This is a genomic window from Trinickia sp. LjRoot230 (assembly GCF_964253315.1).
GTDB lineage: Bacteria > Pseudomonadota > Gammaproteobacteria > Burkholderiales > Burkholderiaceae > Trinickia.
The window spans coordinates 2,791,767-2,815,426 of the sequence record NZ_CAXUQX020000001.1; the positions used below are offsets into that span (position 1 = coordinate 2,791,767).

21 protein-coding genes are annotated in these 23,660 nt (G+C 64.6%); 12 read left to right on the top strand and 9 right to left on the bottom strand.

The window, feature by feature from the left end:
* The first annotated feature begins 56 nt into the window (after positions 1-56).
* The 12 genes from ACSQ20_RS12710 to ACSQ20_RS12765 all read left to right on the top strand — a co-directional run bounded on the left by ACSQ20_RS12710 (position 57) and on the right by ACSQ20_RS12765 (position 9,281).
* On the top strand, positions 57-599 hold the full coding sequence (locus ACSQ20_RS12710; protein WP_436020429.1) for an RNA polymerase sigma factor: 543 nt from the start codon (positions 57-59) through the stop codon (positions 597-599).
* Between the two features lie 79 nt (positions 600-678).
* A complete protein-coding gene (locus ACSQ20_RS12715; RefSeq protein ID WP_436020431.1) occupies positions 679-885 on the top strand; it encodes a hypothetical protein in 207 nt (68 codons plus the stop codon).
* Positions 886-896: 11 nt separating this feature from the next.
* Positions 897-2,489, top strand: coding sequence for a secretin N-terminal domain-containing protein (locus ACSQ20_RS12720; RefSeq protein WP_436020433.1), 1,593 nt, complete (start codon positions 897-899; stop codon positions 2,487-2,489).
* Positions 2,490-2,520: 31 nt separating this feature from the next.
* On the top strand, positions 2,521-3,198 hold the full coding sequence (locus ACSQ20_RS12725) for an FHA domain-containing protein (protein WP_436020435.1): 678 nt from the start codon (positions 2,521-2,523) through the stop codon (positions 3,196-3,198).
* Positions 3,192-4,568, top strand: coding sequence for a FliI/YscN family ATPase (locus ACSQ20_RS12730; protein ID WP_436020437.1), 1,377 nt, complete (start codon positions 3,192-3,194; stop codon positions 4,566-4,568). Before ACSQ20_RS12725 ends, ACSQ20_RS12730 begins: the two co-directional genes overlap by 7 nt.
* Positions 4,549-5,001: a hypothetical protein gene (locus ACSQ20_RS12735; RefSeq protein WP_436020439.1), complete on the top strand. Its 453-nt coding sequence runs from the start codon at positions 4,549-4,551 to the stop codon at positions 4,999-5,001. Before ACSQ20_RS12730 ends, ACSQ20_RS12735 begins: the two co-directional genes overlap by 20 nt.
* Positions 4,991-5,356 (top strand): hypothetical protein, encoded by a 366-nt coding sequence (locus tag ACSQ20_RS12740; RefSeq protein ID WP_436020441.1) that lies wholly within the window; start codon positions 4,991-4,993, stop codon positions 5,354-5,356. The genes ACSQ20_RS12735 and ACSQ20_RS12740 overlap by 11 nt, the downstream gene beginning before the upstream one ends.
* On the top strand, positions 5,314-6,402 hold the full coding sequence (sctQ, locus tag ACSQ20_RS12745) for a type III secretion system cytoplasmic ring protein SctQ (RefSeq protein WP_436020443.1): 1,089 nt from the start codon (positions 5,314-5,316) through the stop codon (positions 6,400-6,402). Before ACSQ20_RS12740 ends, sctQ begins: the two co-directional genes overlap by 43 nt.
* A complete protein-coding gene (gene sctR / locus ACSQ20_RS12750) occupies positions 6,399-7,067 on the top strand; it encodes a type III secretion system export apparatus subunit SctR (RefSeq protein ID WP_436020445.1) in 669 nt (222 codons plus the stop codon). The genes sctQ and sctR overlap by 4 nt, the downstream gene beginning before the upstream one ends.
* A 5-nt stretch (positions 7,068-7,072) precedes the next feature.
* Positions 7,073-7,336 carry a flagellar biosynthetic protein FliQ gene (locus tag ACSQ20_RS12755; RefSeq protein ID WP_436020447.1) on the top strand — a complete coding sequence of 88 codons (264 nt, stop codon included), beginning with the start codon at positions 7,073-7,075 and terminating at the stop codon, positions 7,334-7,336.
* Complete coding sequence (gene sctT, locus ACSQ20_RS12760; protein ID WP_436020449.1) at positions 7,336-8,175, top strand: type III secretion system export apparatus subunit SctT; 840 nt, start codon at positions 7,336-7,338, stop codon at positions 8,173-8,175. Before ACSQ20_RS12755 ends, sctT begins: the two co-directional genes overlap by 1 nt.
* Complete coding sequence (locus tag ACSQ20_RS12765; RefSeq protein WP_436020451.1) at positions 8,172-9,281, top strand: EscU/YscU/HrcU family type III secretion system export apparatus switch protein; 1,110 nt, start codon at positions 8,172-8,174, stop codon at positions 9,279-9,281. Before sctT ends, ACSQ20_RS12765 begins: the two co-directional genes overlap by 4 nt.
* Before the next feature lie 7 nt (positions 9,282-9,288).
* Here the strand turns inward: ACSQ20_RS12765 and ACSQ20_RS12770 are convergent, their stop codons facing one another.
* From ACSQ20_RS12770 to tssH, 9 genes are all read right to left on the bottom strand, one after another.
* Positions 9,289-11,358: an FHIPEP family type III secretion protein gene (locus ACSQ20_RS12770; protein ID WP_436020453.1), complete on the bottom strand. Its 2,070-nt coding sequence runs from the start codon at positions 11,356-11,358 to the stop codon at positions 9,289-9,291.
* 37 nt (positions 11,359-11,395) lie between these two features.
* Complete coding sequence (gene tssM, locus ACSQ20_RS12775; protein ID WP_436020455.1) at positions 11,396-14,902, bottom strand: type VI secretion system membrane subunit TssM; 3,507 nt, start codon at positions 14,900-14,902, stop codon at positions 11,396-11,398.
* Positions 14,903-14,951: 49 nt separating this feature from the next.
* On the bottom strand, positions 14,952-16,241 hold the full coding sequence (gene icmH / locus ACSQ20_RS12780) for a type IVB secretion system protein IcmH/DotU (RefSeq protein ID WP_436020457.1): 1,290 nt from the start codon (positions 16,239-16,241) through the stop codon (positions 14,952-14,954).
* The gene (tssK, locus tag ACSQ20_RS12785) at positions 16,223-17,563 is read right to left on the bottom strand and encodes a type VI secretion system baseplate subunit TssK (RefSeq protein ID WP_436020459.1); all 1,341 of its coding nucleotides are present in this window, start codon (positions 17,561-17,563) and stop codon (positions 16,223-16,225) included. The genes icmH and tssK overlap by 19 nt, the downstream gene beginning before the upstream one ends.
* Before the next feature lie 68 nt (positions 17,564-17,631).
* A complete protein-coding gene (gene tssJ, locus ACSQ20_RS12790; RefSeq protein WP_436020461.1) occupies positions 17,632-18,186 on the bottom strand; it encodes a type VI secretion system lipoprotein TssJ in 555 nt (184 codons plus the stop codon).
* Positions 18,179-18,469: a hypothetical protein gene (locus ACSQ20_RS12795; protein WP_436020463.1), complete on the bottom strand. Its 291-nt coding sequence runs from the start codon at positions 18,467-18,469 to the stop codon at positions 18,179-18,181. The genes tssJ and ACSQ20_RS12795 overlap by 8 nt, the downstream gene beginning before the upstream one ends.
* 39 nt (positions 18,470-18,508) lie before the next feature.
* Complete coding sequence (locus ACSQ20_RS12800) at positions 18,509-20,476, bottom strand: type VI secretion system Vgr family protein (protein WP_436020465.1); 1,968 nt, start codon at positions 20,474-20,476, stop codon at positions 18,509-18,511.
* Between the two features lie 33 nt (positions 20,477-20,509).
* Positions 20,510-20,899 (bottom strand): DUF4280 domain-containing protein, encoded by a 390-nt coding sequence (locus tag ACSQ20_RS12805; RefSeq protein ID WP_436020467.1) that lies wholly within the window; start codon positions 20,897-20,899, stop codon positions 20,510-20,512.
* 53 nt (positions 20,900-20,952) lie between these two features.
* The gene (gene tssH, locus ACSQ20_RS12810) at positions 20,953-23,652 is read right to left on the bottom strand and encodes a type VI secretion system ATPase TssH (RefSeq protein ID WP_436020469.1); all 2,700 of its coding nucleotides are present in this window, start codon (positions 23,650-23,652) and stop codon (positions 20,953-20,955) included.
* Positions 23,653-23,660 lie beyond the last annotated feature (8 nt).

Genomic DNA, 23,660 nt, shown 5'->3' on the forward strand with positions numbered 1-23,660 from the left:
CCAAACCCGCTGCGCAATCATTTCGAATTCCGGTCCAAGCAAGAAATAACAACGTTATGAATTCGAGGCCTTCGGACTTGATGGCGCCTTACGCCGACGCTGACGTGTCCGTCGTATTCGACGACTGGTATCGCGCCCATGCTCAAGCTATCCAACGGTTCATCATGCGCCGCGTGCGCAGCGCCGACGATGCCGAAGACATCCTTCAGGCAACCTATTTAGGCGCATGGGAAAACCGTGCTTCCTATCGCGGCACGGCGCACCCCAAAACCTGGCTGACCGCCATCGCACTCAATGTCGTCCGCAATCACGTCAGCCGCGCCTCCGATTACCGGTTCATCGTCGAGCGCATCGACGATCACGAAGAAGCGCTCGTCGATACGCTCGCGCCCGAGCGCTGTCTGTCGGTCAAACAGCATTTCGCCCAGTTCGTCGAATTCGCGAACTCGCTGCCGGAGGATCAGCAACGCATGATCGAGCTGCTGTTTGTCGACAACATCAGCTATGTGGATGTCGCGCTCGCGTTGGGCATACCGGTCGGCACCGTGCGCTCCCGGCTTTCTCGGTTGCGCGCCAAGCTCGAAAAGTATTGCGCATAGCTGCGTTTGTCGATGTTGGCCCCCATCTCGATCTCTTCGATACGAACCTGACCGTTATTGCATTGCTATGAATACGAACATGAACACGAACATCACCGAAGCCCGATTGATGCACGCGATCGAACACGCCGACCGCGTGCGCGATACATTGCCGGCGGCCGACCCGGCTCAATGGCAGCGCTACGTCGAAGCGCTGCGCAGCGTCTCGCTCGCCAACTGGAGCGCCACCACCGATCTGCAAATGAAATTCGCGCTGTTGCGAACCGTGCTGAACGAAGTACGTTGACGGCACGGCGAATGACAAACCAGGTTATACGTTGGCGTCGCGGGTTATGCCTGCTGTTGCTGTGTGTTGCGCTTGTGCCCTGCGCGATGCAAAGCACCGCGCGGGCAAGCGAGCCGCAGCGCGACGAACTCGCGGCGCCCTACGCCTGCCAGGCCGCCGATCGATCCCCGCTCGACGTGCTCGCGCTTTTTGCCGACGACCACGGTCTGCGCCTTCGCGTCGCGCCCTCCGGTGTCAATCGTAGCCCCAAGACGTGGCGCACGGCGCGATTGACCGGATGGCTGCGCGCACAGACCGGGCGCGACTTTCTCGATCAGCTCGCCAGTACGCACCATTTCGATTGGTTCGTCGCGAATCGGATCCTGCATATCAGCTCGCGCAGCGAATCGACGATCGCACGCATCGGTCTGAACGGCGTCGACGCCGAGGCTGCCCGCACCGCACTGTCAGCCATCAGGCTCTACGAGGCGCGTTTCGGATGGGGCGTGTTGCCGGGGCAGGATGCCGTGCTCGTCAGCGCACCGCGCGAGTATGTTTCGCTGGTTCGCCGGTTCCTGGCCAAGCAGCCGGCGGCAGTGGTGGCACGCTCCGGCGACGCATCGCGCGAGCCGATGATCTTTGCGTTGCGTCATGCACAAGCTGCCGACGGCGGTCCGTTCGGGCCACGCGGTCCTGTGCGCCGCGGCGTCGCATCGCTGCTGCGCGAGTTGATCGGGCAGCAGCGGGCCAACGAGGCGCAGCGCTTCGTCCTGCCGTCGGCCGCGCAGTTGGCAGGCAGCGTTCGCGGCACGTCGTCGCTTCCCTCGCCTTTGCCGGCCACGGGGCCGACGAGTTGGCTCGGGGTTCGTCATGACGCACCCCCGCTGCCGAACACACTCCCCCCGACGCTGTCGGATTGGGGCGTCGACGCTGGTGCGCTGCCCGTGCATCACAAGGGCGACGTCGTTATCGTCGGCGACGAGCGCACCAACAGCATCCTCGTTTGGGGCGATCCGGCGCTGCGTGCGCCGCTCGCGCGCATCATCGCCGCGCTCGACCAGCAGCAGCCGATGGTGTCGCTCGAGGTACTGGTGCTCGAATCGGACGATGCAGCGCTAACTCAGGTCGCCCCACGCGACGCCCCCGATCTCGCCGCGCGTGACCCCGCTTCTGAATGGCTGCAAGCGTTAGGCGAACGGCGGGTGCGTCTGTTGAACCGCCAGCGCATCGTCGGCTTTGCGAATCGGCATCTGACATTGACGATTGGTGCCCAAACGGCGAACGTTGCGGCCGCATCATCCGAGCCAAGCGCCGACAACGATGCCGGCCGCGCCGGGCGGCGCGGCGATGCGCTGGACCTGGTCGCACGCGTGCTGCCCGCACGCGCTACGGGGCGCGCTGTCATCGCCGTCGATGTCGGGCTGGCGATGGCACAACCCACGGGCCTGCCGGGCCAAGCGTGGGCGTCCACAAGCAGCGTCGAGCTAACGAGTGGCGTCGCGCTCGAAGCGGGGGCCGCGCCACAGCTAGTCGCCATCTACGCGGTGGCCACGTCGCGCGATCACCAACGCGCCATTCTGCTTAGCGCCGATACCCACGCCGATGCCGATGCCGATGCGCTTTGAACCAACGGACGCCGAACGAAGCGAGCCGCCCATGCTTGAACTTCGCATTCTGAACGGCTTGCACCGCGGCGCGGCTTTTCCGCTTGATACCCATCCAATACGTCTGGGTAACGCCCCCGACAACGACTTCGTTCTGTCCGATGCCGGCATGCCGGCGCACGGGGCCATGCTGACAAAAGACGAGCACGGCGCCTGGGTATGCCGCACGAACGCAAGCGGCGGTCAGATTGCGATGGTCGTCGGCGCACGCATCGAGGTCGGCCCGATCCATATGTGCGTGGCGGATGAGGCCGAAGCATGGCAAGACGACACTGCGCAGCGAGCCTCAGGCGCGGCACCGCGGATGGGGCGCACCCCGCGTGCATGGGTGATCGGCAGTTGTGCCCTCGCGGCAGTTTGCGCGCTGATGTTGTTGGTGCAAGTGTCGACACGCGCATCAGCGAAGGCGCCGGCAACCGAAGGCAAGCAGGCCGCGGACGCCCCACGCATTGCCGTGCCGTTGACAGCAGTCGTATATCCCGCGCCGGCAAACCGGGTGTCGCCACCGTTTTCGCTTCGGAGCGTGCGCGCCGGCGCACATGGCTTCGTCGTCACAAGCGACGGCCAAACCCTGATGCCGGGAATGCAATGGCGCGCGTACACGCTCGAGCGCATCGAGCCGGGTCGAATCGTGTTCTCCGGGCCGGTTCAGGCCGAACTGTCATGGTAATGTCCGCGACCCGGTTCGGGTGCCCCGACGAGGTAACGGCACGCCTCACGACATGGGCCAGCGCGGCGCAGACCCGCGCCGCGGCCGCAATCGCAGATGCCGTGCTGCTCTATGGGCGCGTCGAGCAGGTCGGCGCCTCGCTGATCACCGCCGCCGTACCACGCTGTCAGATCGGCGACCTTTGCGAGTTGCAATGTCTCGACAACGAGCGCAAACCCTTGCTGGCGGAGGCAATCGGCTTCGAGCGCATGCACTTCGTGCTCGCGCCGCTCGGGCCGACCGGCGGGCTCGCGCCCGGCACGCTGGTCCGCTCGCTGGGCCGCGCGCATGACATCGCAGTGAGCGAGCATCTATTCGGTCAAGTGCTCGACGGTCTCGGGCGACCGCTGAGCGCGGCACCCGCTAAACCAGACCATGATTGCAAACGCTTCGCCGTGTTGGGCGGTCCGCCTGTCGCGCTGTCGCGGCCTCGCATCGTCGAAGCGGTGCCAACCGGTGTGCGCGCGATCGATGCATTACTGACGCTCGGCCTCGGTCAGCGCGTTGGCATCTTCGCCGGGCCGGGCTGCGGAAAGACGACACTGCTCGGCGCGCTCGCCCGCAGCGTGGCGGCCGATGCGGTCGTGCTCGCACTCGTCGGCGAACGCGGCCGCGAGCTCAACGAGTTTCTCGAACGCGAGTTCGATCCTGCACTCGCGGCGAGGGCTGTCGTTGTAAGTGCAGGCGCCGAGCGGCCCGCCATGGAACGTGTGCGCGCCGCCTTCACCGCCACCGCGATCGCCGAGGGGCTATGCGAGGACGGCAAACACGTGTTGTTGCTCGTCGATTCCCTCACGCGTGTGGCGCGCGCGCAGCGCGAGATCGGTTTTGCCAACGGCGAGCCGCCCAGCCGCGGCGGCTTTCCACCTTCTGTTTATGCCATGCTGCCACGCCTGACTGAACGAGCCGGAGCGCTGCCTCGCGGCTCGATCACCGCCGTCTATACCGTGCTGACAGAAGCGGGCCCGGGCGACGCAATCGCCGAAGAGGCGCGCTCGCTGCTCGACGGCCACATCGTGCTGTCGGACGAACTCGCGCAGCGAGGCCATTTCCCGGCTATCGACCTGCTCGCAAGCTTGAGCCGCACGATGGACGCAACCGTCGCGCCCCCGCACCGAAGCGATGCCGCGCAGGTTCGCGCACTCCTGTCGCGCTATCGCGATCTGCAATTACTGCTGACGCTCGGCGAATACGAGCCTGGGCACGATGCGCACAACGATGACGCCGTTGCCCGCTATCCGGGTCTAATGGCGTTCCTGCGTCAAGACCTGCGCACACCGTGCTCATGGCACAACACATTGGAGCGCCTGCATGCCGTCTGTTTCGAATGACGCATGCCAATGGCGTGCGCTGATAGCGCGCGCCGAGGCGCGTCTAGCGCGCACACAAGTGACGCTCACCGAAGCGGTGCGCGCGGAGCATCGCGCATTGGTCACGCTCGACGACGCTCACGCCCGGCTGCGCACGGTCGAATGCGCGGTGCGCGAGGGTCACGACGCGTTGCACCTGCGCACAAGGACGCTGGTTGAGCATGAACTGCGGCGCTACGACATCGAGCAATTGCGCTTCGATGAAACGCGTCTTGCGAGACTACACGCAACGGCGATCGCCGCGGTCACCGCGGCGGTCCGGCAGCATGATGAAACAAAGCGCGCGGTGTTGGCGGCGCGCCGCGCGCATGCATCGCTGATACGCCAACGCGAAAAATATCGGTTTGCGGCTGCTACCGCCGCGAGTCATTCTGACGACAAAGATGATTGCTGACAAAGCCTTGTCGCTCTTGTTCCCTTTTGCACCGGGAACCGTACGCGTCGACGACATCGCCGGCGCTTGCCCCTACGCAGACGCAGCCACGCAGGCATCGCTTGCGGGCCGCTTGCTGACCGACATCAAAAGTGCGCTGTCCACGCACGCGACCACGCTCGATGTCACGGTCGAATTGCCGGGCCTCGGCTGCATCGATATCGCCATTCATGCACGCGACGACGCAATCGATGTCTATGCGCATTGCCACACCCCGCATGGTCAACGCTGGCTCGACCGACAGCAGTTGGCGCTCGAAACACGCATCGCACGATGGATCGGGCTACCCGTTCGATTGTCCGTATTCGCTCGATGACGGCCGATCCGCGCAAACCGCTCGTACTCAGAGCTGCAAGCATCGTCGACGATATGACGAGCCGACTTGGCGATGCACGCTGCACGGCCCTCGCGTTTGCCGACGGCACGCCCGCAACGCTGCGCTTGCAGCATGCCGCGCCGGCCAACCTCGCCGGCTGCGAAGGCCTGCCGGTTTCGACCGAATTCGGGCCCGCGCGGTGGTTCGATTACGAAACACTGTTGTTGACGTGTACCGGCATCGATTGCTCGCACGCATCGACGTCCTCTGCGCGTGACGCATTCGTGCGTTACGCCCTGGCGGCGCTGCCGCGTGCGCTGCGCATCGTGCTGGGCGAGCCGGCCCCCGCTGCAATCGCGGATACCGGCTTCGCCGATGCCGGCACGTCTGTCGCCGTGCGCATCTCGCTCGAGTTGCCCGCGCTTCGCGTGGCCATGTATTGCGCGATGCCGCACACCGCGCTAGCAGCACTGCTCTCGCGCGGCGACTGGCAGCGCATGCCCGTTGCCGTGGCACCGTGGCTGCTGGCGTTGCCGAGCCGACATCGCCTCGTCGCCGGCTGCCTTCTGATGTCACCCGCCGAGATCGGCAGGTTCGCGCCCGGCGACATGATCCGCCTGCCTGCTCCTGCGTTCGATGTCACCGGCATTGGCCGCTTCGTCGTCGAACGGCAACAGCTCACGCTGCGCTGGGACGATGCGCTTTCATGTTTCGAGGTTCAACACGTGTCGACCGATCCTACCCCTACGTTTCAACACCCCAACGCCTCGGCTACTCAGCAGTCGGAGGCCGTCGGCCCCATCGAGCATAGGCGTTTGCCTGTCACGCTGTCGTTCGTGATCGGAACGTTGACGATGCCATTGGGCGACGTTGCGGCCATCCGCACCGGCTCGCTGATACGCCTCACCGAAGGCATGCCCCCAACGGTGCGAGTTGAAGCCAACGGTGTGCATGTAGGCTACGGCGAGCTGATCGACTGCGACGGCCGGCTGGCCGTCGAGATCACGCAATGGCCCGGCGACATGTCGGGCACCACCGGCCTATGATGCTCGATCAACATCCGCTCGGCATGCTCGTGCTGCTGGGCCTCGTCTCGTTGCTGCCGCTCGTGGCGATTACGACGACGTCGTACCTGAAAATCTCGGTCGTACTCGTGCTGTTGCGCAACGCACTCGGTGTGCAACAGGCCCCTCCGACAATCGCGCTGAACGCGATCGCGCTCGCGGCAACGATGTTTGTTATGGCGCCGACATTGAGCGCGTGCATCGACGAAGCTCAACGCCACTCCCAGTCCTCCGCCACGTTCGACGCCACACCAGGGGCAATCCAAATCGAGCGGGCGCTCGCCATTGCCGAGCCGCTGCGGCAGTTCATGCTTCGCAACAGCCGGCCCGCCGAGCGCGAGCGTTTTGTCGACGCGGCGCGGCAGGGCTGGCCCGAACAGCAACGCGCGCCAGTGGCCACCGACGATTGGCGCATCGTCGTGCCTGCCTTCGTCGTCTCGGAACTGCAAGCGGCATTTGAAATCGGCCTGCTGCTTTTCATTCCGTTTCTCGTCATCGATCTGCTCGTCTCCAACATTCTGCTCGCGCTTGGCATGCAAATGGTGCCGCCAACGATGGTCTCCCTTCCGCTCAAGCTGCTGCTCGTCGTCGCGGCGAACGGATGGGGTCGATTGCTGCACGCGCTAGTCCTCTCCTATCAGGGATGATTTCGATGCCCGAATCGCTCGGCTTGCTTCAGTATGCGCTGCTGCTCGCGTTCAAGACCTCGCTGGTACTGGCGCTCGTCGCCGCCTGCGCGGGCGTAGCAACGTCAATCGTGCTGTCCGCGTTTCAGATCCAGGACCAGGCATTGCCTTTCGCCATCAAGCTCGTCGTGGTCTGCGCGGCGCTCGTCGCCTACGCGCGCTCGATCGCCGTCGAGCTGCTCGGCATCGTCGATCAGGTGTTGGCCCTGACGGCACGCGCCGGCGTTTGATGACGATTGACATGTCCACGCAAGCGCAGATTGTTGCCGCCCCATTGTTGCCATTGCTGCCGTCCGTCCTCGCGCTTGGCCTCGCTGCGATACGTTGGGCACCCACGCTGATGCTCGTGCCGCTTTTCGGCGCCCATGCGCTATCGGGCATGGCCCGCGCGGCTGTGGCGCTCGCGCTTGCGCTGCCGATCGCGCCGTCGCTGCTGCCGGTGCTGCAAACCGCTCCCCCGAGCCTGACCGCGATCATCGGGCTCGCGGGTAAAGAACTGGCAGCGGGCTTCGTCGTAGCCCTCCTGCTCGCCATACCGTTCTGGGCCGTCGAAGCGGCCGGCACCTGCATCGACTACCAGCGCGGCGCCAATCCGCAAGCGCTCGATCCGGCAGCCTCGGCCGACGCATCCGTCTTCGGCACGATGCTGCGCCAAGCGTCATGTGTCTATCTGATGCACGCGGGCGCGCTGCATGCGCTGTGCGCCGTAATCTACACGAGCTTCACGATCTGGCCCGTACTGGAATGGCTACCGCTGACCAATGCGCGCGCCGGCGAAGCGATCGTCCCGCTGCTCGCCGCATTGATGCGCTTCACGGCGCTGCTGGCGCTGCCCTTCATGCTGGCACTCGGTTTGATCGAGGCGTGCTTTGCCGTGCTTTCGAAGGCCAGCCCACGGCTGCCGGCCTATGTCGCGGCCTTGCCTTTCAAAAGCATCGTGGCGTTGCTGGTCGTCGCGCTGAGCCTGCCGGCGTTGCTCGAAGCGATGCACACGGTCGTCCTCACGCACGTCGACACGGCGACGCAATGGATGCGCCACGCGATCGACGCGGCCCAGCCCCAGCGATGACTGAGAAGGCTCTTCCTCCCACTGCCAAGCGCTTACGCGACGCGCGTGCGCGAGGTGAAGTCCCGCGTAGCGAGCAGCTCGTCGCGCTGGTCGTCATGGCTGCCTGCGTCGAGCTTGTGTTCTGGGGTGGCGGCACCGTATGCGGTGTATGGCTCGACATTCTGGAGCATGCCGTGACGGCAATCGAATCCAAACCGCTACTGGTTGCGGCGATCAGTGTTGCGCAGGCGTCGTTATCGCTCGCGCTCGGCGTGCTCGCGTGCGTCAGCGCGACAGCCGTTGCAGCCGCCATCTTCGGCTCATGGATATCGGGCACGCTATGCTTCGCGCCAAAAGCGCTCGCGCCGTCGCTCAAACGCCTCGACCCATTCGCGCAGTTGAAACAGCGCGTATCAGCGCAAAACCTTCTCGTGACAGCCATTGCAATCTTGACTGCCTGTGTCATCGGCGTGGCCGGTGTGGGCATATTCGTGCAGCGGCTGCCCGTCGTCGTCGAGCTGCTCAGGCTGCAATCGCTCGAACTGACGTGGCAGGCATGCATCGATACGCTGCATTTCGCGTTGCGCGCGCTGCTTGCGGCGCTTATCGCGCCGGCCGTGCTCAGCGTTGTGATTGCCAAGCGACAATATCGGCAGAAGCTTCGCATGTCGCATCGTGAAGCGAAAGATGAAACCAAACAGAGCACCGGCGACCCGTTCGTGCGCGCCCGACAACGTGCCGCGCTGTTGGAGGCGGCCCTGACACCGCTTGCACCCGCTACAGCCGCTCAGCAGCGCCCGGCTACGCGCGTGCTCGTCACCAACCCGGAGCATTTTGCTGTCCTGCTTTACTACGACGGCGAGGCGAACCAGGCGCCAATCATTCTCGCCAAAGGTGCCGACGAGCTGGCCTGGCAAATGAGCGACGACGCTCAGCTCGGCGACGTTCCGGTGTTCCGGTTTCGCAAGCTTGCGCGGCGTCTATTCGCCGAGGGCCAACCACACGCTCCGATCCCACCCGATTGCTATCGGGCCGTGGCCATCGTGTACCGTCTCGTCGAAGAAATGCAGGCGTTGGGCGCGCGACACTCGGCGCCCATCAACATCGACGACACGTTCTTCGACTAATCGTTGGTCACACTGTGGCCGGCTCGCGCCCATTACGTTGCTCGGCGCAGGCTTGAAGCGAAAGGCTGCCGATCGCGCGAACGCGCTGGCTCACCGTCAACTCCATAAAGGAAAGCACGTGCAGATCGAAGCATTCGTCGCGCAATAGCAGCCTCAATGGCCGACGCAGATCCTGAGCCGTCAACACGACGGCCGACGCAACGTTTTCGCCACGACGCGCACAAAGCGTTTTTGCTTGCGCCAGCGTCGCTTGCATCGTTTCATGGTCGAGTGCGAGCGACCAGCCGAAGTGCGTTTGTTGCAGCGAAGCACGCAGCTTGTCTTCTAGATCGCGCTCGAGCAACACAGCATGGAGCACGCCGTCTTGCGAAAACTCCTGGCAAATCTGCGCCTGCAGCGCAAGGCGAACCTGGTCCGCCAACATCGTGGTTTCCTTCTCGCGCGGCGCCCACGTCACGAGCGCCTCGACGATCCGCCGCACATTCCGAATCGACACCCGTTCGCCAACCAGCAACCGCAGCACTTCGGCGAAACGCGGTAGCGGCACCACTTGCGCGAGTTCCTTCGCCGTGGCCGGCATCTCGCGTTGCAGCCAGCCGAACAACAACTGCGCTTCGTGAATGCCGACAAATTGCTCCGCGTGACGATGCAGCAGTTGCGCGAAGAGCTGTGCGAAATAGTCGATAGGCGCATAGGATTGCGGCTGAACGTCGTCGCCCAAGCCGTGATCCGGTTGCGGCCCAGGCGGCACGCACAAGCAATCCCAGTGAAAATGCCCCACGGCGACCACCACTTCGTGAAACGCTACTTCGTAGGCATCGCCATCGAGCCGATTCGTGCCCTGCATGTCGATGTTCGGCACCGTCACGCCGTAACGCAGCACAATTTCGTTACGCACTCGCCGCACGGCGCGCATCAGATCGGCGAAGCGGGGCTCGCTTATCGTGTCTTGCGACACCAATACAACGATTGGCCGTATTGGCACGATCTGACGCACATCGCAATCGTCGGGCACGGGCAGTTCCGGGCCGAGCGCCGGCAACGTACGCCCACGCGCGGCCGACGCGTCGCCTCGCAAGCGGTAGACGCCGAACGCCAGCATCAAGCCGGCGAGCACGAGGAACGCCGGCCATGGCATGCCCGGCACCGCGGCGAAGCTCGCGGCGACTGCTCCGGCAACGAGCCATGCCGCCGGTGCCGCACGCAGTTGGCCTATGATTTCCTTGCCCACCGTTACATCGCGCGACGCGCCATCGTCGCTGCCGCGCGTAATCAGCACGGCCGCGGCAATCGAGATCAACAGTGCCGGGATTTGCGCGATCAGACCATTGCCGATCGTGAGCACCGCATAACGTTGCAACGCGTCGGCGAACGCCATATCGTTTTGCACGACACCGATGGCCATGCCGGCCGTTAGATTGACGAGGACGATCACGAACCCGGCGATCGCATCGCCCTTCACGAATTTCATTGCACCGTCCATCGCGCCGTGCATTTTGCTTTCCCGCGCCAGTTCCCCTCGCTGATACTGGACCGTTTCGGGACGTGCGAGACCGGCACGCAAATCGGCGTCGATTGCCATTTGCCGTCCCGGCATCGAATCGAGCGAAAACCGTGCGGCGACCTCGGCCACGCGCTCGGCCCCCTTCGTAATCACGAGAAACTGCACGACCGCGACGATGAAAAAGACAATTCCGCCGACCACCACGTTGTCGCCGGCCACGAACCGGCCGAACGTATCGACGATGGCGCCCGCGTCGGCATGCATCAGAATCGATCGGCTCGTGCTGATTTCGATGCCGAGGCGAAACAACGTGGTGAACAGCAGCACGACCGGGAAACTCGAAAAGGCGGTCGCGTTCGGCAAGTAGACCGCCAACGCGATCAGCAACACGGCGATGCTGATATTGACGGCGATCAGGATGTCGATGGCGAGCGTGGGCAACGGCAGCACCATCATGAAGACCACGAGCGCAATCAGGACGGCCGCCGCAGCATCGCTGCGCTCGCCGACGCACCGCAGCCATCGAAGCGCGTGCGTGACGAACCGTTGGAGCAATATCGCAGATGAATTCATACCGCATGAGTAACGTATGGCGGCTGACAGTTCCGCACTACAACGTCTGGACGCATCGGAAATGCGCAAGCGCATCGAGCGCGAACGGATTGACGACGCTGGCCGCGTCGAGTTTCAACGTGATTGCCCGTCCGCCTAATTCGAACGTCAGTTGAAAGGTCGTCGAACTGTCCGGCGTCAGCTTGCCTTGACCCAGCAAGCGGAAAATCCGCCACGGACCGCGAGCCTGGAATGCGCTACGGCCATCGGGGCCCGCGGGCGCGTAGCCGATTCGCGCGAGTTCGTCCGACGGGTTGCCCGGCCAGTCGAATGTCACCGTGCGGCGCGGATCATGCGCGTATTCGAGCGTTGTGTCGCCGCGTGTGAGGACAAAGCGCGTCAACTTCGGGTCCATCGATTCGGGCGTCAGCGTGAAGTGCACGCTCGGCTTGCTGCTCGCGCCGCTGCTGTCCGACTCGAAGTAGGCGTCGCGAATCGCCGCCGCCTGTCTGAACATCGTGAGCGTGGCCTTCGACATACCGAGCCCCGCGGCGTCGGGCCGCCATTGCCACGGCGTCGTCGAGGTATCGACATATTGCTGAAGGTTCTGTTTGAAGAACTGGTCGAACAAACCGTTGGGTGCAAAAAGGCGAGCGAAGTCGTCAAGTGTGACGTCTTCATTCGACGTCTTGACGAACGGATAGCGGCCCGCTGTCGCAGCGCGAAAAAACGAGGCGACATCGGCACGCCATAATGCATTCAAACGCTGATGCTCGCCGCTGAGCGTCGCCGCCATGCCGCTCGCGGACAATCCCTGCAGCATGCCGGCAACCGGCTCCGGCTGCCCGAGTGCAGCCTGCTTCAATTGAGTCAGGGCGTCACCTGCCGGCGCCGGCAATCCGTTCGCGTGCGCCGTATTGACCGCATCGAGGAAACTCCCCGCCGCGATCAACGTCTGCTGCACCTGGTCAAGCGATGTCGGCTTGCCCGCACCCTCCGGCTCGACGAACCGATGCAGCGCTTCGAAGCGTCGGTCGACTGGGGTCGTCTCCGACGACGTCGCCGTCGACGCGTGCTGCGATGATGCCTTGCCACCCGCCCCGCGCATGCGCGCCAGAAATGCACCGAGCCACGTGGGCGCCGCATGCGCAGACGGCGGCGCTATGGCGACGCCCGCGAGCGTCGTCTGCTTGGCCGCCGCGAGCAGAAACATCCGCATCGGCGAGTCCGGCCGCGCCAGCAGCTTGACGATCGCCGCGCCGTCAGCAGTCTTCGGCAACGGACGCAGCGTGACATCGTCCAGCAACGCATTCCATGCCGCAATGTAATGGTCGAAGTAATAGCGGTCGACATCGGCCGCCAGCGCGCTGCGTTCGACCGGACCGTCGGGGCGTTCGGACACGTTCATGACCCAACGCTCGTCGTTGAGCGGGCGCAGCGCAGCATCGCGCAGCGCGAGATAGTGCCGATAGCCGTTGAGTGTGTAGCTGCCCGGCACGCCGCCCGTCAGCGGCTTGCCGCTCTTGCGCAGCAGCACGAGCGCTGCATCGTCCCCGGCCATGCCGGCCACGGAAAGCGGTTCGGGACACGCCGACGCTAGCGCAGGCTCGATCGACTCGAAGATCCGCTCGGCGCGCGGCGTGGCCGCGATACTCGCGCGCGCGCGCTCGACCAGCGCAGCGTCGGGTTCGGCATCGGCGTCGGCATTGGCATCGGCATCGGGCTTGTCCGCATCAGGGGCCGCGCCGTTCAACAACGCGTCGGCATGGCTCAGCCAGTCCGCCCGTTGCGCCGCCGTCAGCGGCAGCGCGTGCGCGTCGCGCGTGACCCAATCGAGGACAGTGGCGGCATCGTAGTGCGAGTGTTCCGTCAGCATCAGATAGACACGCAGCAACGCATAACGCGCGGCCGCGTTCGCGCCGGGTTCGGCGAGCTCCGTTGCGGCCCGCGCGACGATGAAAGGCTCGATTGTCCGGCGCAATAGCAGTTGATATTGCGCGCGGGCGGCCGCGCCGAGACGCTCATCCTGAGACAAGCCAAAGCGCAACAGCAACGGCGTGCCGACACTGCGCTGCGCGTAACCGTACGGCACGTCGCGCGCGGCATCGAGCACGGCCAGCATCGACACGGGCTCGCTGCGGCGAACGCCGGCGCGCGCCAAATCGTCCAGTTGGATGCTCGCATGCCGCACGGCCGCGATCGATGCGAGGTTGTTTTGATAGCTGATGATGAAGCATGCCGCTGCAGCCAGCGTCAGGAGCACGGCGGCGCCCCATCCGATGCGCCTCATGAGGGCGCGTCGCCGCGGCGAAGCGAAGCGCGTGCCGGCCAACGCCGACTCCTTGAAGATCACCTCGCGCAGTAGGCGAGCAATGAAATAGCTGCGCGATGACGGCACATTGTCCGGACCGGCAGGCGTGGCGGCGGTGAAATAGACGCCCCGCACGAACGTATCCGGTAGATACGGCGACGTGCCGAGGGCAGCTTGCAAAAATGCCTGCAACGGATCGCCCACCGCTGCGAATTCGATCGGAAAACGGCAGATCGCCGCGCTGCGCGCCGCATCCTCGAATGTCGGCATCTGCTCGACTACGCGCGCCTGCACTCGAGCGCACAGTGCGTCGAACTCGGTCGGAAACGACGCGATGATGCCGTCGGGCGAGCGCGCATCGACGGGAAACGTCATGCCCCACACCTGCGCCTTCGCGTGCTCGCTGCATCCTTCGAAGAAGCGCTCGAAGCCCGGCAGGCGGTCACAGCGCGTGACAGCGACATAGACAGGCACGCGCACGCCAAACACGTCATGCAGCGCGTCGAGCCGCTCGCGTATCGTGGCGGCATACGATGCGCGCGCGGCAGCATTCGCGTCGCTCAGCAAGTCGACGTCGACGACTACCACTGCGCCTTGGATGGTTCGCCCGCGCGCGCGCCGCAGCCTGCGCAAAAAGTCCCACCAAGGCTCGCGCGGGCCGTCGCCGTTCACCGATGCCTCGACGAGAACGCCTTCGTCGGCCAACCACCAGCGATGCGGCTGAGCCGTGCTGCTCGCGATCGCCGCCAGCGCCTTTTCGTGCGAAAACCCGAGCCCGCTCGCTTGGAGCAACGCGCTCTTGCCAGTGCCAGGCGCGCCCAGCACGAGATACCACGGCAGCGCGCGCACGCGGCGTGTCCATCGTCCGAACCAGCCGCGGCCCCGAATCAGGCCGAGCGCCGTTTTGAAGCCGTGCGCCAGTGCAACGCGCTCGCGCCGGGCCTGCTCGTTCGCATCGGCCTCCATCGCGCGCTGCGGGTTCTGAGCCGCGTCGTCTTGCTCGGCCTGCGACGGCTGCCACACGATGCGGACGCCACGCGACGTGCGCACGAGCCAGCGAACGACAAAAAACAGCGCCCACGCTGCGAATAGCGCAATGACGAGCCATGCGCGCGCCCACGGGCTCGCAAATAGCGAGTGTCCGTCGTAGCTCAGGCGCGGTGCTTGATGCCAAATCAGCGTGAGCCCAAGAAGCAAGGCGAGCGCCGTCAAGAAAGCACGCCAGGTCACGCGTCCAAATATGCGTCGGTTCACTTTACGTACCTCCAGGAAAATAAGAACGGCTGCGCGCTACGGTCATCGGTCATAGCGGCACACTCGATTCCCGCACCGTAATCACGACACGCCGATTGCGGGCCCGATTGGCGGGCGAATCGTTCGGTGCGATCGGGTCGAGCGCGCCGCGCCCTTGTGCGAGGAAGCGTTCGGACTGGCCGGCCTCTTCGCGCAGGAGGCCCACGACGCTCGTTGCACGGGCGAGCGACAGTTGCCAGTTCGACGTCGCGGCGCGCAGCGGCGGTTGATCGTCCGTATGCCCGACGACAATCACGTTGCCCGACGTGCTTGCAAGCGCCGCACCGATGCGCCGGATCAGCGCCACGTCGGCGGGCCGCACCGTGGCGCTGCCCGACGCGAACACGCCATCGGTGCGCAAGGTGATGACGGCCTGATCCGCCGTGCCGCCGATACTGACGAGGCCCTCCTCGACTTCGCGCGCGAGCAGTGACGCCATCCGATGCTGCAGCGCGCCCGCGGTTTCGTCGGGCGATACCGCGGACGCACCACCGCCATCGGCCGCCGGCAAATGCACCGCGGCGAGCGCGTTCATTGCCGCATCGGCATCCGTGCGCAAGCGGTAATCGAGCACGATGAAAAGCGATGCGAGCGTCAACAACGCGACCAGTAACGTTGCGCCGAGCACTTTGCCGCGCCACCATGGCCGCTGCGATGCGGGCGGCACTTGCCAATTCATCGACAACTCGCTCGGCGGTGCGCCGCGCTCCGAGCGGATCAGTTGCCGCAGTTTTTCGCGCACTCGTTCGAGCTCCATGCTGCCGCCTTCGATCAGCCGATAACGGCCTGCCATGCCCAGCGAGAGAATCAGGTAAAGCAGCTCGAGTGCGTCGAGATGGCCTCGCGGCTCTTGCGAGAGCCCATGCAGGATCGTAAAAAACCGTGCACCGCCCGAGGCCTCCTCATGAAAAATCACCAGCAAGCTCTTGGCCGCCCACGCACCGCCGCCCCAAGCCGTCGCACCGACGGTCTCGTCGACGAACGTGCAAAGGCAGTAGCGCGCGAGCGCCACGGTTTGCGCATCGACGCCGCCGCGCGTGGCATCATCGACAAACGCTTCGATCATCGTGCGCAGATGGCGACGCAGCGGTTCGAGCGGCAACGCCGCCGACATGCCTCGCAGCGCCACGCCGATCTCCAGCAGCGGCTGCGCGGCGCCGACCAGCACATTGGCGCCATATCCGCGTGCGCCCGCACGACGACGCCAAGGCAGCGCCTGCATTCGCGCATCGAAATCGGCCTTCTCATGCGCCGCGCGCTCGGCGTCGGTCACGCTCTCACTCAATGACGAATCGCCCATAATTCCATCTCCAGTCCGGGGAATTCACCCGCGACGTGCAATGCGACGCCGGCTGAGGCAGCGATCTGCATCCACAGTTCGTCGCCGGCATCAAGTGCGAAGTAGCAGTAGCCCGCGTGAAACGGCAACTGCCGCGGGGCAACCGGTAGCCTGCGCAGCGCAAGGCCCGGCAGTTGCAGATTCACGAGGTCGTGAATCTTTTCGACAGGCCCTACTTTCATTTGGGCCGGCAAGCTCGCGAACAGCGTCTCGGCCGGCATGTCGGCTTTGACGGCCAGCACGAAATCGGCGGCGCTGAAAAGGCCCGCATCAGGCACACGCCCAACGCGCACGCCGAATGAAGATTGCTCGAGCATGATGGCCACCGCCTGCGGGTCCATTACCATGCTCAAGGCACGACGCAGCTCGTCGGCAAGCGGCTCGAAGCAGCTCGCCAACGCGTCGTGGCGATACGGCTCAGCCGCGGCGGGCCGCCTTGCGGACTTGACGAACCCGGCCAACTCGCCCGACAACTGCAGCAGCTCGCGATAGAGCAGCTCGGGGTGCAAGCCGTCGACGGTCGAGAAATGCTTGATGAGCGGCTCCGCGCGATTGATCGCCTGCAGCAGCAAAAAATCGGCTATCTCGGCGGTACCTGTCACACCCGGCAACCCAAGCCGTGCGGCGAGCACATCGCCGCGCTGCTCGAGCAGGCCGGCCAACTCGGCCACCAATCCGGCAAGCCTCGGCGCCACGCGATAATCGAGGCACGGGGGCGAATATCTGCGCTCGAGCACGAGCGCACCGCCAACATTGCGCTCGACGACACACGCCACGCCAAGCGTCGCATAGCCTTGCGCGACATCCTGTGCCAACGCCAGCTTCAAGCGAAGCTGGCCGAGCTCCATGACTGCGCTGTCGCTCGCGTCCTCGTTTGCATCGAACACGGTGCTTTGCGCGCGGCCATAGCGTGCGTAGCTGTCCTCGCGCACGCAAGTAGCGCTCGCCATTTCGGACACGCCAGGGCGCCGCAGCGGCAACGCCAGCACGACCAAGCCGTCGCGCACGGTTTCGGCAATATCGAGCGGCAGCGGTAACGCATCGTCGGCCGGCAAGACGAACGGCGTGCCGTCAGGCATGATGCCTTCGCATGCCAGCAAACCGAGCTTGCCCAGCGCCAACAGCTTCTCGTCGATCACGAGCTTCGAGAAGCCCCATCCGTAATTGCGCTGCGCGCCATAGCGCGCGTCGAGTTGGCTCATCCAATAGCGGTCTTGCTGCTGCAAATGCTGCTGTTGCAACAGCATTCCCTCCGACCAGATCACTCGATTATTCCAAAGCATGGCGACTCCCACAGGCGTGGCACGGTGCGTACTGCACGAACAAATTCGGCTACTTCAACGATTGAGACTTACTTTCCTAATGCTCCCTTCAGCAAGGTCCACGCGGGCTTGATCCAACGCATCAGCAGCCCTTGATGCGCGTGCTCCTCGGGGACGTCGGCACGCGCGAGCGCGATCGTCGATGCATCGAGCGTGGCGCGCAAATACGTCGGGCCGGCAGCAGGTATATCGATCGACGCACGCCATTTCGCCGCATCGATGTTTTGGTAGGCGGCCATGACAGCCACCACGCGTGTCATCGGATCAAGCGGACGATTCACACGCAGTTGCTCGCCGGGGTGAACAATCAGTTCCGCACGCGCGAGTGCAGCTTTGCCGAGCGTGCGGCCATCGTGGTCGTAGAGTTCAAAAAACGTCGCGCGGCCGAACGCATCGCGTGCCTGCAATTCGTAAATGCGCATCACGACGGGCGTCGAACGGCCCTTCGCGTCGACGTTCAGCGTAGGCGCCGCATCGATCGTCAATGTAAGCTCGCGCGGCGGCTGCCGCACTTCGCTCGCACAGCCAGCAACGAGCGGCAACAGCGCCGCCAGAATCGCCGCATGCAATATCCGCTTAAACACGATCGGTCTCCTCGTCGGCGAAACGCGCGGGCGGTGCGTAAATCGGAAGCTGATTCGCAATGGGAACTGGCAGGCGAAACGCCGCCCGTTGCGGTAAGGCGTGATCGTGTTGCGCCTCGCCCGTGGAGGCAGCAAAGCGAACGTCGCGGTGAATGACACTCGCGCCCAGCCCGAGCGGGTCCGGCTCGCCTACGACCGGTACCCCTGGCGCGAGCACCGGCGACCCCGATAACAGCGGCGAGACAGCGCCTCGCGCGACCGCGATCGTTTCTTGCTTCGTCATCGTCATTGCGTTACTTGGTTGCCGTGCCATTTTTGGACCTCACTTGATAGACGAGCCATCGTCTGCTTTCTCGGGCTCGCTGGGCGACGCGGGCGAGCCCCCCGGCCCCGCGCCGGCCGCGCCGCCGCTGTTGATCGCGACTATCGGGCCAGAAATCTGCACACCGGCCGCGTTGATCGTGACGAAGCTGTCGCCGACTTTGAGCGTCAACATCGCGCTCGCCTCAATGACAACTTGGGCATCGCCCTTGATGTGGACGATTTCCGCACCGAGCGCGTAAGTCATGCCGGCGCGATGAATGACGTTCGCCTGAGCGTGCAGCGATGCACTCGCATCGACCTTGATGTTCTGCGCTCCGGAGATCGTCAGATGCTGTGCGCCGACCTTCATGAGCTGCTTGCCCTGAACGATCGTGTGCTGATCCTCGCCGATCCACGTCAGCTCTTTTTTCTTCACATAGGTGTCGTGCCGCCCGCCCGTATAAAGCAGCAGTTGCAAATCCTTGTCATTGAACCGCAGCTCGTTGTGCTCGCTGCCCTCGATGGCCTTCGTGCGAATCGCTGCAACGGCACCGTGTGCCGGCAACGCATAAGGCGTCTCGTTCGCGCTGTTGTAGACGCTGCCGACGATGATCGGACGGTCTGGGTCGCCGTCGAGGAACGCAACGACCACCTCTTGCCCTGCGCGCGGCACGAACACCGCGCCCCAGTTCTTGCCTGCCCAGTTCTGTGCCACGCGCACCCATGAGCGCTGCATACGCTCGCTTGACGAAGGCGGATTGAACTGCTCCCAATGAAACTGCACCTTGACTTGCAAGTACGCGCTGACGGCCAATTCATCGCTGTCGGGCGCAATGACGAGCGCCGTTTGCAGACCCGCACGCGGACGCGGCGTGCACCGCCGCGAGCGGTATGCGCGGCTCTTTGGAATGACGGTGAAGCGGCATTCGAAGACTGGCTCCGCAGCGCTCTGGGTGTCGCCGCTGGCGGGGTCGTCGGCGCGCCCGAGCGTGTAGTCGGCGTCGACCACGAGATACTCGCGGTTCTGATCGCGTCGCGGATGGCCCCTCAGGGCGAAGGTGCCGCCGGCACGCATGCCGCGTGCCGAGGCCCGCCCTTCGGCGCACGCCGCCAACGCCTGGTGTGCTTCGATATGCACCTGCGCGTAACGGTGTCCGTCGCCTTGCGCGTGGTAATCGAGCGAGTAATCGGAGAGCACGTAGGCGCGACGGCCATCGTCTGATGTGGCGCGCGCGAGCAAGCCCTGATGCTCACTCGAACTGACGTTCTTGAAGTCGAACGCATTGACCTCGCTCGTGCCCGCGACGAGTTCGTCTTCGAAAGTCCACTCGCCGATCGATTCGATCAGCGGCGCGTCGTCAGTCAACCACGGCTGAAACGAAATTGCGCCGTAATTCGGCAGCGGCTTGTGCGCGGTCGGCGAGTCGGTCAGTACCAGTACATCCTTGCCGCCTGTGTGTTCGAAGAAATAGTAGATGCCCTCGCGCTCGAGCAACCGGCTGAAAAAATCGAAATCGGCCTCGCGATACTGCGCGCAGTGATCGAGTCTCTCGTAGTGGGCCGTGCATTCGCTGCGATAGTCGACGCTGTAATCGTTCAACAGCTTCTCGACGATCTCCAACACCGTACGGTCATGAAAGAACCGGCAATGCGAGCCGCGCGTGAGCAGCCAAAGCCGCGGTCGAACGATGGCGCGGTAGGTGACTCGCTTCACACCGCCGTCGTTCAGCCCGTAGTCGTCGATCTTCACACGCGTGACGATGCCGTTGAACTCGCGCTGGCCACCCGCGGCCTCGAGCGACACGGAAACACCGGCGCCGAGCAGGTCTTTCGTACTGATGCTCGTCGCGTCGCTCAGCAAATCGAGCGTGAACTCGAACGGCTGCGCCAGCCTCTCGCGTCCGCGCATACGGCGAAAGCGCAGCGCGCCGCCGCCCACGCCGTGTTCGAGCGTGACTTGAATCTCCGTTGGCTTGGCCGTTCCCATATCGATCGGTGCGTTAAGTGGTGGCAGTGGCGGTTAAGGGACCATCGTTCGCGCGCTGCCGGCGAGGTCGATAGTGATGACGCCGAGCCAATCACACATGCAGGCCGAGGCATTGGACAACGCGGGAAATCCGCCGACGAGCACGTTGGGTGCACCGGGTTCCCACGGCGTCATCGTCATCGGAATGCAGGCCGCTGGCGTCGGCACGCCCAGCGCCGCCGCCGTGGCCGCCTCCACCTCTGGGTTGGCCAGCGACGTGCACATGCCGAAGGTGGGGATGTTGACGATCGGCTCGTGGTCCATGATCGACGCGGCCGGGCGGCCCTCGACCATCACACGTGCCTCGGGCAATACGACGAGCGCGGTGGGCGCAACACCGAACGAACATTGCAATAGAGCGCCTGCGACGACTTGCTGTGGCATAACACGAACTCCTTTAACAACGTTAATGGAACGATGCACGTTCGTTACGCGTTTCAATGAAAGGCGCAACGAATCAGGTCGTCTTCGATACTGACTTCGACGCGCTCGATGCGCGCGCCCGCCTTTTGCCGCTCAAGCAGCGCCTGTCCGATTTCGGGCAGCAGGCGCTGCGCAATGACGGCATCGACGAGTCGCGCACCACTGTCTCTTTCGTCGCATCGGCCAACGATCCACGTGATAACGGGCTCGTTGAATATCAGTGCCATGTCGTGCTGCTCGCGCATTTGGTCCTGCACGCGTGCGAGCTGCAAATGCACGATCGCACGCAGCGTCTCGTCGTTGAGCGGGCAATACGGAATGGGCGTCATGCGGCCGAGCAAGGCCGGCGCGAATACGCGCAGCAACGGCTCATGTAGCGCGGCCGACAGTTCGTCGGCCGACGGCATACGCGCCGCGTCGCCACATGCGCGCGCGACGAGCTCGCCGCCGACGTTGGTGGTCAGCAGAATCAGCGTGTTGCGAAAGTCGATCACGCGACCCTCACCGTCTTCCATCCAACCTTTGTCGAAGACCTGATAGAAGAGCTCGTGCACGTCGCGGTGCGCTTTCTCGACCTCGTCGAGCAACACGACGCTGTGCGGCCGGCGGCGCACGGCCTCGGTCAGCACGCCGCCTTCGCCGTATCCGACATAGCCCGGCGGCGCACCCTTGAGCGTCGAGACCGAGTGCGACTCCTGGTACTCGCTCATGTTGATGGTGATCAGGTTCTGCTCGCCGCCGTAGAGCTCGTTGGCCAGGGCGAGCGCCGTCTCGGTCTTGCCAACGCCCGAAGGCCCCGCCAGCAGGAAGACGCCGAGTGGACGCCCCGGCCGGTTGAGGCCCGAGCGCGCGGTCTGGATGCACCTGGCGATGCGCGCCGTCGCGTGCGGTTGCCCAACGATGCGCGCATCGAGCCGCTGCGCGAGGCTCAGCAACGTGTCCAACTCGTCGCTCACCATTTTGCCGACGGGAATGCCGGTCCAATCCTGCACGACCGAAGCGATGGCATGCCGATCGACGCTCGCGATGACAAGCGGGGTGTCATTCTGCGATGCGCGCAGGTCGCGTTCGAGCATTGCCAGCTCGGCAAGGATGGCTTCGTCGCTCTGCTTGATGGTGATGGCGGTGGCGTCGGTGGCGTCGGTGGCGTCGGTGGCATCCTCCACGCTCGGCTCGCATAGGCGTCGGCGCAGCACGCGCATCGCTTCGACGATTTCGGTTTCCGTCGTCCATTGCGCCTCGAGCGCCGCGGCGCGCGCACGCTCGGTGGCCAATTGCTCGGCGACCCCGCTCGCCCGATCCTTCGTATCGAGACCAAGCGCCGTCTCGCGTTCGATCAACGCAAGCTCCGCTTCGAGCGCGCCGATCGACTCGCGCGCCAGCTCGAGTGCGGGCGGCGTCGCATGCTGGCTCGCCGCGACGCGCGCACACACCGTGTCCAGCAGGCTCACGGCCTTGTCGGGCAACTGGCGCTCCGCGATATATCGATGGCTAAGCGCCACGGCCGCATCGAGCGCCTCTTCGAGCACCAGCACGCCGTGATGCGCCTCCATCGCGGGCACGAGCCCGCGCAGCATGCGCAACGCGCGAGCCTCATCCGGCTCGCGTACGACGACCGGTTGGAAGCGGCGCACCAGCGCCGGGTCCTTTTCGATATATCGTTTGTATTCGGCCCAGGTCGTCGCGGCCACCGTGCGCAGCGTGCCGCGCGCCAGTGCGGGCTTGAGCAGATTGGCGGCGTCGCCGGTGCCGGCCGCACCGCCTGCGCCGATCAGCGTATGGGCTTCGTCGATGAACAGAATCACCGGCCGTTCAGCCGTTTGCGCTTCTTCGATCACCTGCCTCAGACGCTGTTCGAATTCGCCTTTCATGCTGGCACCCGCCTGCAGCAGGCCAACATCGAGTGAGCGCAAGCTGACGTCGCGCAGCGACGGCGGCACCTGCCCCGCCACGATCCGTTGCGCGAGACCTTCGACAACGGCGGTTTTCCCCACGCCGGCCTCGCCTGTCAAAATCGGATTGTTCTGCCGGCGCCGCATCAAGATATCGATGACCTGGCGAATCTCGTCGCTGCGCCCGACGATTGGATCGAGCTTGCCTTCACGCGCAAGCTCGGTGAAATCGATCGTGTAGCGTACGAGCGCCTCCTGTTTGCCGAGCAACGCAGGCGCCATCGCCCCGCTCGCTTCGCCGGGCACGGCCGCGTCGCAACTACTTGGGCGCACGCCGCTGCGCGCCTCGGGCGAATGACCGACGATCGCGTCGAAGTCTTCGGCGAACGCGTCATGCTCGATTCGCAGAAACTGCCGCGAAATGCCGGCTACCTGACGATGCAGCGATGGCGTTTTGAGTAGACCGATCAACAGATGGCCGGTACGCACCTCGCTCGCCCCATAAAGCAGCGACGCATAAACCCAACCGCGCTCGACCGCCTCTTCCACGTACATCGAAAAGTCGATGGCACCATCGGCACCGCGCGGCAGTGCTTCCAGTGCGTCGGTCACATCGCGCGCCAACGCGGCCGCATCGAGTTCGAAGTGACGCACGATGCGGTGTAAATCGGAATCCTGGCCCTGCAAGATCTGATGCAGCCAGTGCGCGAGTTCCACCTTGGGGTTGCCCCGCAATTTGCAAAACACGGTGCCGCTTTCGATCGTTCGATAGCCGATCTCACTGAGTTTTCCAAAGAGCGTCACCCGACGAATGTCTGCCATTTCGATAT